The following is a 14,618-nucleotide window of genomic DNA, read 5'->3' as shown; positions in this document are numbered from 1 at the left end:
CATGACCATCTTGGACCAGGACCTTGACATCCTCGCCGAGGCCCGGCGCCAGGTCCTCGACGAGGGCGCGGGGCTGACCGAGGAGCAGGTGCTGCGGGTGCTGCGGCTCCCCGACGAGGCGTTGCCGGAGCTGCTGCAGCTGGCGCACGAGGTCCGTGAGAAGTGGTGCGGCCCGGAGGTCGAGGTCGAGGGCATCGTCTCCCTCAAGACCGGCGGCTGCCCCGAGGACTGCCACTTCTGCTCCCAGTCCGGCCTGTTCCCCTCCCCGGTCCGCGCGGCCTGGCTGAACATTCCGGAGTTGGTCGAGGCGGCCAAGCAGACCGCGGCCACCGGCGCCACGGAGTTCTGCATCGTCGCGGCCGTCCGCGGCCCCGACGCGCGCCTGATGAAGCAGATGCGCGAGGGCGTGAAGGCGATCCAGGACGCGGTCGACATCCAGGTCGCGGCGTCCCTGGGCATGCTGACCCAGGAGCAGGTCGACGACCTGGCCGACATGGGCGTGCACCGCTACAACCACAACCTGGAGACGGCCCGCTCCCACTTCCCCAACGTGGTCACCACCCACACCTGGCAGGAGCGCTGGGACACCCTGACCATGGTCCGCCAGGCCGGCATGGAAGTCTGCTGCGGCGGCATCGTCGGCATGGGCGAAACCCTGGAGCAGCGCGCCGAGTTCGCCGCCCAGCTGGCCGCCCTGACCCCCGACGAGGTCCCGCTGAACTTCCTCAACCCCCGCCCCGGCACCCCCTTCGGCGACATGGAACCGCTGAGCGCGCAGGAGGCGCTGAAAACCATCGCGGCCTTCCGCCTGGCACTGCCGCGCACCATCCTGCGCTACGCCGGCGGCCGCGAGATCACCCTCGGCGACCTCGGCACCGAACAGGGACTGCTGGGCGGCATCAACGCCGTCATCGTCGGCAACTACCTCACGACGCTCGGGCGCTCGCCCGAGGAGGATCTGACACTGCTGGCGAGGCTGAAAATGCCGATCAAGGATATGTCAAGAATTGTCTGAACGGCTCGGGTTCGCAGACAGCTCCCCATCAATGATGGCGGGAACTGATGTGCTGAAACGCTTTGCGTTGATAAAGTCCGAGGCTTGACGAGTCGTCATGCCGGACGGTGGGCTTCCGTCACGGGGGAGGCCGGGTGGAGCCGATCTGCGCCCTCGCGCTGAAAGCGCGGTCGCCGAACGGTTCCCGGTCTGTGATCGGCGAGTCGCCCGGCTGGTTCCGCGCAGGTGGGTGTGAGGGGGCGCTCCATTGGTGTGGCAATCATCGGATCACGCGGTCGCGCTTTATCGTCTGGCTTGTGCCGACCCGGCGTGGACCGAGGAAGACGTCGGCGAACGGTTAGGCATGAGCCGCGAGGAGACGCGGGCGGCGACCGACGCGCTGGCCGCCCTCGGCCTGTTCTCCCCGTGGGAGGCCACGCCCAGCGGGTATCTGGCCGTCGACCCCGGCGCGGCGTGCGCGCGCCTGCTGGCCACCCAGGACGAGCAGATCGAGGGCTACCGCAAGCACCTGGCCTCGACCAGCCAGGCCCTGCGGCATCTGGTGGCCGACTTCCTGGGTCTGGAGGCGGTCCGGCGCGAATCGGTCTCCATCGAGGTGCTGAACACCCGCGAGCAGCTGGACGCGGCGCTCAACAACCTGACGCTGTTGGTGCGCCGGGAGACCTACGCCCTGCACCCGGCGCCGGTCCCGCCCCAGGACTCCTTCACCCGGAGCCTGAAGCGGATGGAGACGCTGCTCGCCCGCGGGGTGCGCAGCCGGACCATCTACCTGGAGCGTTTCGCCTCCATCCCCTATGTCGCCGAGTACTTCAAAGCCTCCGCGGAGCTCGGCGCCGAGATCCGGCTGCTGCCGCATCTGCCGTTGCGGATGCTGATCTACGACGACACGACCGCGATGCTGCCCATCGACCCGGTCGACAGCTTCGCCGGCGCCCTGCTCATCAAGGATCCGGCACTGGTCACGTCGCTGTCGGCGTTCTTCGAGCACTGCTGGATCGACGCCACGCCGCTGCACGCGGTCTCCGCCGGGCCCGAGGGCGCCGCCGTGTTCGTCTGCACCCCGCAGCAGGCGACCGCGCTGCGCATGATGGCCTCGGGCCTGAAGGACGAGGTGATCGCGCGGCGGCTGGGCATCTCGCCGCGCACCCTGAGCCGGCTCGTCGCCGAGGTGATGGAACGCCTCGAAGTCGGCTCGCGCTTCGAGGCCGGGGTCAAACTCGCCCACCTGGGCTGGTTCCACCGCCCGGCCGCCGATCCCTACTCCGGGGAACCCTGCCCCGACCAGGCCGGCAGCCGCGAACTGCCGCCCGCGGCGATGAACGCCGAACCCGAGCCCGGAAGCGGCCGGTGAGCGCCCCGGCGGCGCCCCCGGGCGGATAAGCCCCCGATAAGCCCCCCGGCACCGGCAGGGCCGGTCCTGCTCGGCAGGACCGGCCCTGCCGGCGTGCCCGCATTCATGAATGCCCGGCGCCGGGGATTTCCCGTAGATGCCTGTTGGCGTCGACATGACATGACGTGCGCACGACAGCCCATCGCATTGACCGGTACCCGCCGGATATCCGAACATGGATTTCATCGGGCGATGGCCCGAATCGCCGGGTAATCCGGATCGCTGAATCATGGAAACCTCGAAACGGCCCGTGACGGGATATCCGTTTCACGGCTGTCCAAAAAATCCTGTGAGCGATGGGGGAAAGCGATGAAGCACGCTCGGAACGGAATCTGCACCGCCCTGATCGCCATCGGGACGGCGTTCGTCGTCTCCGGCGCCGGCGGGCCGTCGGCCGCGCGTCACGGCGCCGCGAGCACGGCCGACAACGACTGGCCGACCGTGGTCCTGGCCAACGACTGGCCGACCGGCGTGAGCAGGCCGGCCAACGACTGGCCGACCGGCGTGAGCGGGCCGGCCGACCACCGGCCGACCGGCGTGAGCGCGCCGGGCAACGACTGGCCCACGCGCTGAGGGCGCTGAACGGCCCGGAAGTCACCAGGGGCGATAGGTCGGGACAGCCGATGACGGTGGGAGAGGGACGATGACGCGGTTCGTGGAGGGATTCGCCTGCGACGACGACGCGACGTTGTACGGCTGGGTCCCCGGCCTGGAATCCCTCGCGCCGTATCCGCAGCGGGACGCCTCGATGCACGAGTTCCTGCTCGGCCCCTACGCCCGGGTCCCGACGTACTACATGGCGGCCGCCCGGCTGGTCGGCGGCACCATCCTGGACCTGGGCTGCGGCGACGGCCGGCTGGCCGTGCGGCTGGCCCGCGAGGGCTTCGCGGTGGTCGGCGTCGACAAGGACGCCGCGATGCTGCACCGGTTGCAGGCCCGGCGCGAACGGCTGCCCTGGGCCATCCGCTGGCGGATCGCGGCCCACCGCGCCGACTTCACCGAGGACGACCTGGCCGGCAGCGGCCGGTTCGCCATGGTGCTGCTGGCCGGGGCCACGTTGGCCGCGGTCCCGCCGCACAGCCGCGCGGCGTTTCTCAAGGGCCTGCGATCGGTCCTGGAACCGGGCGGCTGCCTGGCCTTCGACCACTGCGAACACGATCCGGTCCGGCTGGCGCTGGAACCGGTCCGCAAGTTCAACCTCACCATCGACCGCCGCAACGGTCTGAGCTCGCTGATGTCGGTCACTCAGAGGTTCGCCGACGGGATCGAGCAGATCACCTACGACAGCTCGGTGCTCGGCAGCGACGGGAAAGTGCGGCGGCAGCGCTCGACGACCGCGAAATACGTGATCTCCGACAACGAACTGCGCAGCGCTCTGTCCGCCGCCGGCTGGAGTGTGGAAAGAAATCTCAGGACATCGGTGGCGACAGGCGTCGACAACCGATTCACGGTCTGCTGGCCGCGTGATTGACGAACGCGGCCGCACCCCTAGGAGGGAAACCGCAATGAGTGAACTTCGGGTGGCGTTCATCGGGCTGGGCGGAATGGGCAGCGGGATCGCCATGCGCCTGCTCGACGCCGACGTCCCGCTGACCGTCTACAACCGGACCCGGGCCAAGGCCGTTCCGCTCGGCGACGCCGGCGCGGCCGTCGCCGACACCCCGGCCAAGGCCGCCGCGGCAGCCGACATCGTGCTGCTCAGCCTGGCCGACGAGGACGCCCTGGAAGAGGTCGTCTTCGGACCCGACGGCGTGGCCGCCGGCCTGCGTCCGGGCGGCTACGTCCTGGACACCTCCACCGCCTCCCCGGCCTTCTCCCGCGCGATGGCCACCCGGCTGGCCGCGCAGGAGGTCCGCTTCGTCGAGGCCCGCCTGCTCGGCAACCCGTTGCACGCCCGCGGCGGAGAGCTGCGGGTGTTCACCGCCGGCGACGAGGCCGACGTGGCCACCGTGCGCCCGCTGCTGGAGGTCGTCGGCCAGGAGGTCCGCAACCTCGGCCCGGTCGGCGCCGCCGCGACCTTCAAGCTGGCCTTCAACGTCCTGCTCGGCGCGCAGCTGGCCGCGATGTCCGAGGCCGTCACCTACGCCCAGCAGGCCGGCCTGTCGCGGGAGATCGTGCTGCACGCCATCGGCAACAGCGGCCTGAGCTCGCCGGTCCTGGCCTTCCGCTGCGGCCTGGCGCTGCAGCGCCGGTTCGACCCGCCGGCCTTCCGCACCCGGCTGATGTACAAGGACCTGCGCCTGGCGCTGGAGGACACCGAGCACCCGATGCCGGTCATCGAGAGCGCGATGGCCTACTTCGGCGACGCCGTGGCCGCCGGCTGGGGCGACCTGGACAGCGCCGTGGTGCTGTCCGAGCCCGCGACCGTGGAGGCCGCCGGGCACCCGGCCGAGCACCCGGTCAAGCAGCAGGCCGAGGTCGGCTGATGGCGGGCCAGACCAGCCAGACGCTGATCGTCGCGCGGATGAGCGCCGAGCACGCCGAGCGCGTCGCCGGGATCTTCGCCGAGTCCGACGCCGGAGACCTTCCCGGGATGCTCGGGGTGCGCCGACGCTCCTTGTTCCGCTTCCACGACGTCTACGTGCACCTCATCGAGTCCGACCAGGACGTGCGCCCCGGCCTGGAGCAGGTCCGCGGCGGCCCGCTGTTCCAGGACGTGAACAGCAAGCTGGCGCCGTTCGTCCTGCCCTATGACCCGGCCACCTGGGCCGGGCCGCAGGACGCGATGGCCGAGCGCTTCTACCACTGGCGGGCCCGATGACCGTGACAGAGGGCGTCGCGATCCGCCCCGGGCCGCAGCCGCCCCGGCCGGCCCCCCACTCCACGCCCCGGATGCAGACCACCGCCGAGCAGCTCTCGGCGATGGAGTCGCTGCACCGCATGGCCCGGTCCGGGGACCCCAGGGCGACCGCGGCGCAGCACGCCAAGGGCAAGCTGACCAACCGCGAGCGTCTGGAGCGGCTGCTGGACCCCGGCTCGTTTCACGAGCTGGAGACCCTGCGCCGGCACCAGGCGACGGGATTCGGCATGGAGGCGCGCCGCCCGCACGGCGACGGCGTGGTCGTCGGCTGGGGTGCGATCGAGGGCCGCAAGGTGTTCGTCTACGCCCACGACTTCCGCGTCTTCGGCGGGGCGCTGGGCGCCGCGCACGCCGAGAAGATCCAGAAGATCATGGATCTGGCCGAGTCCACCGGCGCCCCGCTGATCGGGCTCAACGACGGTGCCGGCGCGCGGATCCAGGAGGGCGTCACGGCGCTGGCCGGATACGGCGGCATCTTCCGCCGCAACGTCCGGGCCTCGGGGGTGATCCCGCAGATCAGCGTGATGCTGGGGCCCTGTGCCGGCGGCGCCTCCTACTCGCCGGCGCTGACCGACTTCGTCTTCATGGTCCGCGGCAGCTCCTACATGTTCCTGACCGGGCCGGACGTGGTGCAGGCGGTCACCGGCGAGCAGATCTCGCAGGAGGACCTCGGCGGCGCGGTCGCGCACGGGACCCGCAGCGGGGTCGCGGGCTTCGTGTACCCCGATGAGGAATCGTGCCTGGACGACGTCCGGTACCTGGTGACGCTGCTGCCGTCGAACAACCGGGAGCAGCCTCCGGCGCTGCCCGCCGACGACCCGGCGGACCGCCGGTGCGACCGGCTGACCGAGATCGTCCCGGCGGAGCCCAACCGGCCCTACGACATGCGCGCGGTGATCGGCGAGATCGTCGACGGCGGGGACTTCCTGGAGGTCCACGAGGCCTTCGCGCCCAACATCGTCTGCGCCCTGGCGCGGATCGCCGGCGAGGTCGTCGGGATCGTGGCCAACCAGCCGCAGGTGCTGGCCGGGGCGCTGGACATCGCGGCGTCGGAGAAGGCCGCGCGGTTCGTGCGCACCTGCGACGCCTTCAACATCCCGCTGGTCACCCTGGTCGACGTGCCGGGCTTCCTGCCGGGCGTGGACCAGGAGCACAACGGGGTCATCCGGCACGGCGCGAAGCTTCTGTACGCGTACTGCGAGGCCACCGTGCCCCGGGTGCAGGTGATCCTGCGCAAGGCCTACGGCGGCGCGTACATCGTCATGGACTCGCGGTCGATCGGCTGCGACATGTCGTTCGCCTGGCCCGGCAACGAGATCGCGGTGATGGGCGCCGAGGGCGCCGCGAACGTCATCTTCCGCAAGGAACTCGCCGCCGCCCCGGATCCGCAGACCCTGCGCGGCTGGCTCGTCGCCGACTACACCGACCAGCTCATGCACCCGTATTACGCGGCCGAGCGCGGGCTGGTCGACGAGGTGATCGATCCCCGGGACACCCGCAGGGCGATCGCCGAGAGCCTGCAGGTCCTGCGGTCCAAGTCAGTCCATCTGCCGCAGCGCAAGCACGGTGTCACGCCGCTGTAGGCCCCGCATCGCGGGGCGGAAGGAGCTTCCCATGCCCAGGACCAAGGTCGCCGTCGGCGACGTCCAGTCCAACATCCGCCGCGGCGGCGACGTCCGGACCCTGCTCTCGCCGGCCACGGTGGGCGCCACGACCGGGTTCATGGGCGTGGCGACGATCCGGCCCGGCGAGGCCGTCACCGAGCACTACCACCCCTATTCCGACGAGTTCGTGTACCTGGTGCGCGGCGCCCTGACCGTACGGCTGGACGGCGAGCCGGTGACCCTGGCGGCCGGCGAGTCGCTGCTGGTGGACCGGAACGTCCGCCACCGGCTGGAGAACCACGGCACCGAGGAGGTCTTCATCGTCTTCCACCTGTGCCCGCTGGCGCCCCGGCCGGACCTGGGGCACGTCGACACCGAGCCGCTGCCGAACCCGGAGGCGCCGCACGGCACCGGGCTGAAGGACCGGCCGTGACCGCCGGGCCCGGCCGCCGGGTGGCCCTGACCGGCGTCGGGGTCGTCGCCCCCGGCGGCGTGGGGACCAAGGCGTTCTGGGAGAGCATCACCGCGGGCCGCACGGCGACCCGGCCGATCAGCTTGTTCGACGCCTCCGACTTCCGGTCGCGCATCGCCGCCGAGGTCGACTTCGATCCGGCAGGGCTCGGGCTCGGACCGCGCGAGATCGCCCGGATGGACCGGGCCGGCCAGTTCGCGGTCGTCGCGGCGCGGGAGGCACTGGCGGACGCGGGCCTGACCCCGGGGGCCGGCGCGACCGCCCCGCCGGAGCGGATCGGGGTGGCCATCGGCAGCGCCGTGGGCAACACCACCGCCCTGGAGCGGGAGTTCGTGGTGGTCAGCGACCGCGGCCGGGAGTGGCTGGTGGACCCGGCGTACGCGGTGCCGCACCTGTACCGCCACCTGGTGCCCTCCACGCTGGCCGCCGAGGTGGCCTGGACCGCCGGCGCCGAGGGGCCGGTCGCGGTGGTCTCCACCGGCTGCACCTCGGGCCTGGACGCGGTCGGATACGCGGCGCGCCTGATCGAGGAGGGATCGGCCGACGTGGTCGTCGCCGGCGCCACGGAGGCGCCGATCTCGCCGATCTCCGTGGCCTGCTTCGACGCGATCAAGGCCACCTCGACCAACAACGGCGACCCCGAGCACGCCAGCCGGCCCTTCGACCGGGACCGCGACGGCTTCGTGATCGGCGAGGGCGCGGCGGTGTTCGTGCTGGAATCCCTGGAGCACGCCCGCGCCCGCGGCGCCGAGGTCTACTGCGAGGTCGCCGGATACGCCAGCCGGTCCAACGCCTACCACATGACCGGTCTGCGCCCGGACGGCGCCGAGATGGCCGAGGCGATCACCGCGGCGCTCCAGCACGCCCGGCTCGCCCCCGAGACCGTCGGCTACGTCAACGCCCACGGCTCGGGCACCAAGCAGAACGACCGGCACGAGACCGCCGCGGTCAAACGCTCGCTCGGCGCGCACGCGTATCAGACCCCGATGAGCTCGATCAAGTCCATGGTCGGGCACTCGCTCGGCGCGATCGGCTCGATCGAGGTCGCCGCGTGCGCGCTGACGATCCGGCACGGCCTGATCCCGCCGACGGCGAACCTGCACACCCCCGATCCCGACTGTGACCTGGACTACGTCCCGCTGGTCGCCCGAGAGCAGGACGTCGACGTGGTGCTCTCGGTCGGCAGCGGCTTCGGCGGCTTCCAGTCCGCGGTGGTCCTGGCCAAGAGCGAGGTGCGTTCATGAACGTTCTGACACCCGCACGGCTCGCCGGCCCGGCGGCGTCCGGTGCGGACGGAGCCGTCGGGCCGGCCGGCGTCGCGCCGGTGGTCACCGGGATCGGCGTCGTGGCGCCCACCGGCGCCACGACCGAGGAGTACTGGGCCGCGACCCGGGCCGGTGTCAGCGGCCTGCGCCGCATCGACCGCTTCGACGCGGACCGGTACCCGGTCCGAGCCGCCGGGCTCGTGGCCGGCTTCGACGTGAAGTCCCGCGTGCCCGGCCGGCTGGTGCCGGCCACCGACCGCTGGACCCAGTTGGCGCTCGGGGCCGCGCAGGCGGCGCTCGACGACGCCGGAGTGGACCCGGCCGAGCAGGATCCGTTCGAGATGTCGGTGGTCACCGCCAGCTCCTCGGGCGGCAACGAGTTCGGACAGAGGGAGATCGCCCGGCTGTGGAGCAGCGGGCCGGAGTACGTCAGCGCCTATCAGTCGATCGCGTGGTTCTACGCGGCGACCACCGGCCAGCTCGGCATCCGGCACGGGATGAAGGGGCCGTGCGGCGTCGTGGTGTCCGAGCAGGCCTCCGGCCTGGACGCGATCGGCCAGGCCCGGCGCGAGATGCGCCTGGGGGTGCGGATCGCGGTCACCGGCGGCACCGAGGCGCCGATCGGTCCGTACGCGCTGACCTGCCAGATCGCCTCCGGACTGCTCAGCGGCACCGGCTCGTATCGGCCCTTCGACACCCGCGCCGACGGCTACCTGCCGGGCGAGGGCGGCGCGATCCTCGTGCTCGAACACCCCGACCGGGCGCCCGACGGGGGCTACGGCGTCGTGGCCGGATACGCCGCCGGCTTCGACCCCGCGCCCGGCTCCGGCCGCCCTCCGGCGCTGCGCCGGACCATCGAGGCCGCACTGGCCGACGCCGGGCTGCGGCCGGACGAGGTGGACGTGGTGTTCGCCGACGGAGCCGGGATCGCCGAGCGGGACCGGGCCGAGGCCCGGGCGCTGGAAGCCGTCTTCGGCGCCGGCGGCGTGCCGGTGACCGTGCCGAAGACGACGACCGGCCGGCTCTACGCCGGCGGGGCGTCGCTGGACGTCGCCACGGCGCTGCTGGCCCTGCGCGACCAGACGATCCCGCCCACCATGGGGGTCCGGCCCGATCCGGAGCTCCACCTCGACCTGGTCTGCGCCGCCGAACGGCCCGCCACCCTGCGGACCGCTCTGGTCCTCGCCCGCGGCCACGACGGGTTCACCTCGGCGCTGGTTCTCCGGCGGACCGCGGGCCGCACACCAGGACAGACCCCGGGACAGACACCCGGACGGAACCGAAAGGAGCACGATGATGCGTGAGCTCACGCTGGACGGCCTTCGTACCATGATGCGGTCGTGCGCGGGGGTGGACGAGTTGGTCGACCTGGACTCCGACATCGCCGACCTGAGCTTCGAGGACCTCGGCTACGACTCGCTGGCCCTGCTGGAGATCCAGTCCCGGATCCAGCAGACCTGCGGCGTCAAGGTCCCCGACGACGCCCTGGAACACATGCTGAACCCTGCCGGCACCATCGCCTGGGTCAACAGCCTGATCCTCGCCGCAGCGGCGTAGGGGGGACCGATGACCACCGGCTCCCTGCTGGTCGGGGCCAAGCTGGCGCAGACCAGCGTGCCCCTGATCCGCCACGCCGCGCGCATCGCGCACGGCGACCCGATCACGATCGTCCACGTCCGGGTCCCGCCGCAAGGCTTCACGGGCTGCGACACCTGGTCCGTCACGGGCCTGCGCATGTGGCAGGACGAGTGCGAAAGCGAGATCCGCACGGCCGCCCTGATCATCCTCGACGACTACCCCGGCCCCTGGCGCGTGATGGTCCGCCACGGCGACCCCGCCCGCGAACTCACCGCCCAGGCCGAACAAGAGCGCGCCCGCGCGCTGATCCTCGGCGACTCCGGCAACCGCCGCCGCTTCCGGGGCAAGCCCCTGGCCACCAAGATCAAGTCGCTCACCCCGCGCGAGGTCGTGGTGATCCCCGACCTGTCGACCGTGGCTGAGGGCCCCTTCGCCGATCTGTGGACCGAGCCCAGCGAGCGGCGCTGACCGGCGGCGGTGTCGAACCTGCGGACATGGTGTGGATGTGGCACGGACATGTCGCAGGCGAAGGCGGGAGGCCCGGTTCCGAAAGGGAATCGGGCCTCTCACCTACGAGGACTGACATAACCGTCGCCCCCAGATCTCTGGACCTGGGCTTCGTTCTCGTTCGGGTTGCCAGCGGTAGTGGTTCGACTGGCTCAGGGGAGAATCTGTACCGGGCAGCGCTCGCGCGGTCGAGGTACTCACGGCGTTCCTGGAGACACGCGCCGCGCAGCGCCAGGCCATTTGCGACGCGACACGGCTGCGTACCCAGCGCCGCTGGCGTGCAGTATTCACGCAGGTGAGACCCTATAGCAGGATTTTTGAACCACGCACCCGACGCCGCCGCCCGTGGGTCTCCGAGCCCGAGTCGGCCGGGAGCGCTCAGCTTCCGGCCGGGAAGTTCCCCCAGACCACGGAGGTATGGCCGGCCACGGTGGTCTCGACGCGGAAGGTGTCTTTGCTCGCGTCCCGCATGCCGGTCTTGTGGTTGTACTGGGCGGCGAAGACCTGCTGTACTGCCGGGACCGTCCGGCCGGGCTTGAGGGTCCAGCGGTAGACCAGGAACCCGTCGGCCGGCGCCACGCTGACGGTGAAGTCGTCGGCTGGCGCCGTGCGCCACTCGCCTGTGTGTTGTACGCCGTCGGTCTGCGCGATCCGTATCTCTACCGTCAGTGTGGTCAGCGGCTGCGCCACGTCGATCGTCAGATCGTTCTCAGCCCAGTAGATGATGCTGTGCGGGCCGATGGTTCCGCGGGCCGCGATCGGGCCGTCCGCGGTCTTGGCGGTGGTGGTCGGCTGCCTCGAAGGGGTCGGGGACGTTGGCGCCGGCGGCTTGGCAGTCGACGTGCGGGGCGACGGCGTGGCGCTGGCGGTGTCGCCGGTCGGCGCGACGACGGCGGGAGTCGTGGGCTGCGGCGCCCGTTGCTGCATCACGGCTGCGACAGCGAGACCGCCGAGACCGGTGACGCCCACCACCGTGAGCGTGGCGAGCGAGACCTTGAGCCAGGAGGTCTGCTTCCGCCTGCGGAACGACCGGGCCCGATCGGCCCCGTCAGACAGGGCCATCCCCCGCTGGATCCGGACCAGCATCGCGTCCCGGTCCGGCTGGTGGGCCTCAGCGGTCTCCCGCAGGCGCCTGCGAAGATCGTCCACCGAATCCCTCCTCTGCCAGTTCGCCGGTCGCGCCGGTGCCGAGTAGCCGTCTGAGCTCAGCCATTCCCTTCGATGTCTGGCTCTTCACCGTACCGACAGACGTGCCGAGCGCCTGCGCCGTGTCCTTCTCCGACAGGTCGAAGGCGTGCCGGAGAACCACGCAGGCTCGCTTACGGAAGGGCAACTGCGCCAGCGCCGCCCGGACGTCCAGCCCGGCGGCCACGTCCCGCTCGTCCGTCCGCTCCGAACGGCCCGCTCCCAGCAGCGCGATCCGGCTCCGCTCACGGATCGTCCGGCGAACGCGATTGCGTGCCAGATTCGCCACCACGCCGCGAGCATAGGCGACGGGGTGATCCGCCCGTCGCAGCCGGTCCCACCGATGCCAGAGCGCGAGCAGGGCGTCCGCCGCGAGGTCGTCGGCCGCGTCCGCGTCGCCGGTCAGCAGAAAGGCCAGACGGCTCAGTTCTGCGTAGTGGCGCTCGAAGAAGTCGTGGAACTCCGCCGAGGCATTGTCAACGACCATCTCCGCGGACAGGCCTCTCAGTGGGTCAGTGAAGCTTCAACTACTTGCGGGCGGGCAGCTTAGCAGGAGCAGGTTTCCGCCCTTGGCGAACGGGATGCCCGTTCGGGCGGTCGAAACGTCTGTTCCGCTGTACTCGTGCCTCTCGCAGAGCTTGGATCATCCCGGGTCGGCGAGTCGCCGACCCGGGATGATTGCCGCCCCGCGGAGATCAGCCCCAGGGCTGGTCGACGATCCAGCTCGTGTCGTCGGCCCAGAAGTTGGTGCTGTCCCAGGTGTTGGTGCCGCCGTTGCTTGCTATGTAGGCGGTGTAGGCGTAGTGGCGGATGTACTTGGCCGGATAGTTGACGGACTGTAGGGAGTAGCCGGTGCCGCTGTTTCCCGGTTGCGGGCAGAACGTGGCGTCGGCGGCGAACAGGGTGGTGCCGTCGTTGGGATTGAGGTAGAGCTCGAACGAGGAGTGCCTGAGGTAGCTGCCGGACGAGTTGGCCGATTCGAACGACACGCAGCTGCTGTTGGCCAGGCCGGCACGGACGATCCAGGTGGCGTCGGCTTTGTCGGTGGCCGAGCTGGAGGAGTTGACGGCGGAGATGACGGCTTTGGTGTCGGCGTCATCGTGGCGCAGGTAGTCCGCGGTGCAGCAGGATGTGGTGGCCTGCAGGGAGATCCTCGTGCCCGGTGTGAAGGGACTGGCGGTGCCGGTGGCATATCCGGCCGCTGCGATGTTGGCCTGGACCGCGGCGTCGGTGGCGTCCGAGGGGTAGCCCTTGACCATCGCGCCCTCGTAGAAGGTGCCGGCGCTGTCGTTGTGGTTGGTCTGGCAGCAGTCGCCGCCGCTGCCGAGGATGATGGCACCCTGTTTGCGCATCGGGTTGTATCCGCTCGGCAGTGAGCCGCTGTAGAGCTTCGTCAGGCTCCCGGACTGGGCGTTGGCGCCTTGCAGTGCCATCTGGGTGGTGCCGTTGTTCTTGAGCATCGCGGTGACGAAGTGGCTGGTCTCGGCGACCTGATGGGGATTCCACGCCGTGCTGCCGCCGGTGAACAGGCCGTTTTCCAGGTCGGCCTGCACCCACGGTCCGGTGCCGCCGCAACCGCCGAACCAGCATGACGTGCTGAAGTTGATCGCGTCCATGGCGCCGTTGCCGTCGGCGCGGTGGTCGGTCTCGGTGTTGCCGTAGTCGAAGCAGCAGCCGCCGTTGGCGTGGGTGCCGCTGGTGACCATGTACTCGCCCTCCGGTGAGCTGCCGGTCGGCACGCCCGCGGTGGAGCTGTAGGCGAAGTAGCTGTTGCCGGGGTTGATGTAGAGCGCGTAGGCCTTGTGACCACCGACGGTCAACGATTCGGTGGTCGCGGTGGCCGCCGCGTCGACGCCGCCTGTCCCGCCGGGCCCCTGGTAAACCAGGGTGCTCCCGTTGCCGGTCTGGTCGTAGACGCGGGTGATCGTGCACGCGGTGCCCGCGCAGAACGAGTCCTGTGCCGCGGCGTCGGCCACGCCTCCGGCGGACAGGACCCCGACGTTCTGCAACGCGCCGTCCGAGGTCCGCTGCACCTGGTAGAGCGGGCCGTCGTAGGAGCCGAACAGCGCGCGGGTGGTGCTGTGCGCCGCGACGCACGGCGTGCCGCCGGAGGCGTAGATGTCGCACGGACCGGTGACGGCGGCGTGCGAAACGGAGGCTGCTTCGACGGCGAGGCCGACAGCCAGCATCAGCACTGTGGCCGCGGTCAGTAACGTTCGCCTGACTCGGTCCAGGCGTGATCTCAGAACCATGCGTGCGCTCCTTCTCAGAGGGATGAGATTCGGTGCATCGAACGGATGGCGGTGCGTGTTACCGGTAACACTCCTGTGCCGCAAGGACCTGGGATGGTCCGAACGGGGATGGGTGCGAGATTGCCGCGACGCCCACTATCACCGTCCGGTGATGTTGCGTCAAGGTTTCCGGCAGACGCCTCACCTCAAGCCACACCCTCCGATTTCTAACCCGCCGGTCGCGTTCCCACCGCGACAGCGGGGCTGGTGGTATTGCGATCTGGTGACTGTGGTGGATGACGGCGAGGTGTTGCGGGTCGACGACATGTGGATCGACGTGATCGTCGGCCCGCCCGATCACCGCTATCGACTGCTGGACCTCGACGACTACGGGCAGGCCACGAGCGACGGCCGCCTGAGCCCGTCCGCCGCCGATGGGCTGACGCGGGTCCAGCGGTTCCTCGATCGGCGGCTGAACCGGCGTCACGAGGTCCAGCCGCAGGCCCGCTGAAGTCGTCGGTCACCGGCCGAAGTCCCTGGCGGGATACTCTCTGCTCAGAGCCATACGGGA

16 protein-coding genes are annotated in these 14,618 nt (G+C 70.9%); 13 read left to right on the top strand and 3 right to left on the bottom strand.

Annotated features, from left to right (window positions below):
* Position 1: 1 nt before the first annotated feature.
* From bioB to ABH935_RS41345, 12 genes are all read left to right on the top strand, one after another.
* Positions 2–1,015 carry a biotin synthase BioB gene (gene bioB / locus ABH935_RS41400; RefSeq protein WP_370383459.1) on the top strand — a complete coding sequence of 338 codons (1,014 nt, stop codon included), beginning with the start codon at positions 2–4 and terminating at the stop codon, positions 1,013–1,015.
* A gap of 343 nt (positions 1,016–1,358) precedes the next feature.
* Positions 1,359–2,366 carry a LuxR C-terminal-related transcriptional regulator gene (locus ABH935_RS41395; RefSeq protein ID WP_370383458.1) on the top strand — a complete coding sequence of 336 codons (1,008 nt, stop codon included), beginning with the start codon at positions 1,359–1,361 and terminating at the stop codon, positions 2,364–2,366.
* Between the two features lie 348 nt (positions 2,367–2,714).
* Positions 2,715–2,978: a hypothetical protein gene (locus ABH935_RS41390; protein ID WP_370383457.1), complete on the top strand. Its 264-nt coding sequence runs from the start codon at positions 2,715–2,717 to the stop codon at positions 2,976–2,978.
* Positions 2,979–3,048: 70 nt separating this feature from the next.
* A complete protein-coding gene (locus ABH935_RS41385) occupies positions 3,049–3,876 on the top strand; it encodes a class I SAM-dependent methyltransferase (RefSeq protein WP_370383456.1) in 828 nt (275 codons plus the stop codon).
* Between the two features lie 34 nt (positions 3,877–3,910).
* On the top strand, positions 3,911–4,831 hold the full coding sequence (locus ABH935_RS41380) for an NAD(P)-dependent oxidoreductase (RefSeq protein ID WP_370383455.1): 921 nt from the start codon (positions 3,911–3,913) through the stop codon (positions 4,829–4,831).
* Positions 4,831–5,166: a TcmI family type II polyketide cyclase gene (locus tag ABH935_RS41375; protein WP_370383454.1), complete on the top strand. Its 336-nt coding sequence runs from the start codon at positions 4,831–4,833 to the stop codon at positions 5,164–5,166. The genes ABH935_RS41380 and ABH935_RS41375 overlap by 1 nt, the downstream gene beginning before the upstream one ends.
* 71 nt (positions 5,167–5,237) lie before the next feature.
* Positions 5,238–6,788 (top strand): acyl-CoA carboxylase subunit beta, encoded by a 1,551-nt coding sequence (locus ABH935_RS41370; protein WP_370383492.1) that lies wholly within the window; start codon positions 5,238–5,240, stop codon positions 6,786–6,788.
* Positions 6,789–6,819: 31 nt separating this feature from the next.
* Positions 6,820–7,242 carry a cupin domain-containing protein gene (locus ABH935_RS41365; RefSeq protein ID WP_370383453.1) on the top strand — a complete coding sequence of 141 codons (423 nt, stop codon included), beginning with the start codon at positions 6,820–6,822 and terminating at the stop codon, positions 7,240–7,242.
* Complete coding sequence (locus tag ABH935_RS41360) at positions 7,239–8,525, top strand: beta-ketoacyl synthase (RefSeq protein ID WP_370383452.1); 1,287 nt, start codon at positions 7,239–7,241, stop codon at positions 8,523–8,525. The genes ABH935_RS41365 and ABH935_RS41360 overlap by 4 nt, the downstream gene beginning before the upstream one ends.
* Complete coding sequence (locus ABH935_RS41355; RefSeq protein ID WP_370383451.1) at positions 8,522–9,850, top strand: ketosynthase chain-length factor; 1,329 nt, start codon at positions 8,522–8,524, stop codon at positions 9,848–9,850. Before ABH935_RS41360 ends, ABH935_RS41355 begins: the two co-directional genes overlap by 4 nt.
* Positions 9,843–10,103 carry an acyl carrier protein gene (locus ABH935_RS41350; protein ID WP_370383450.1) on the top strand — a complete coding sequence of 87 codons (261 nt, stop codon included), beginning with the start codon at positions 9,843–9,845 and terminating at the stop codon, positions 10,101–10,103. Before ABH935_RS41355 ends, ABH935_RS41350 begins: the two co-directional genes overlap by 8 nt.
* A gap of 9 nt (positions 10,104–10,112) precedes the next feature.
* Positions 10,113–10,592 (top strand): universal stress protein, encoded by a 480-nt coding sequence (locus tag ABH935_RS41345; RefSeq protein WP_370383449.1) that lies wholly within the window; start codon positions 10,113–10,115, stop codon positions 10,590–10,592.
* 417 nt (positions 10,593–11,009) lie between these two features.
* On the opposite strand, the gene ABH935_RS41340 is transcribed toward ABH935_RS41345, so the two are convergent.
* The 3 genes from ABH935_RS41340 to ABH935_RS41330 all read right to left on the bottom strand — a co-directional run bounded on the left by ABH935_RS41340 (position 11,010) and on the right by ABH935_RS41330 (position 14,068).
* Positions 11,010–11,780, bottom strand: coding sequence for a hypothetical protein (locus ABH935_RS41340; protein WP_370383448.1), 771 nt, complete (start codon positions 11,778–11,780; stop codon positions 11,010–11,012).
* Positions 11,743–12,303 (bottom strand): SigE family RNA polymerase sigma factor, encoded by a 561-nt coding sequence (locus ABH935_RS41335; protein ID WP_370383447.1) that lies wholly within the window; start codon positions 12,301–12,303, stop codon positions 11,743–11,745. Before ABH935_RS41335 ends, ABH935_RS41340 begins: the two co-directional genes overlap by 38 nt.
* A gap of 208 nt (positions 12,304–12,511) precedes the next feature.
* A complete protein-coding gene (locus ABH935_RS41330) occupies positions 12,512–14,068 on the bottom strand; it encodes an alpha-L-arabinofuranosidase B (protein ID WP_370383446.1) in 1,557 nt (518 codons plus the stop codon).
* On the opposite strand from ABH935_RS41330, the gene ABH935_RS41325 reads away from it, so the two are divergent.
* Complete coding sequence (locus tag ABH935_RS41325) at positions 14,067–14,558, top strand: DUF402 domain-containing protein (RefSeq protein WP_370383445.1); 492 nt, start codon at positions 14,067–14,069, stop codon at positions 14,556–14,558. The two genes, ABH935_RS41330 and ABH935_RS41325, sit on opposite strands and share 2 nt — an antisense overlap.
* The last annotated feature ends 60 nt before the right edge of the window (positions 14,559–14,618 follow it).

Origin of the sequence: Catenulispora sp. GAS73, from assembly GCF_041262085.1 — a bacterium.
In the GTDB taxonomy this organism is placed as follows: Bacteria; Actinomycetota; Actinomycetes; order Streptomycetales; family Catenulisporaceae; genus Catenulispora.
Note: the sequence above shows the minus strand (reverse complement) of the source record. Positions and strands in the feature narration are given on the sequence as shown.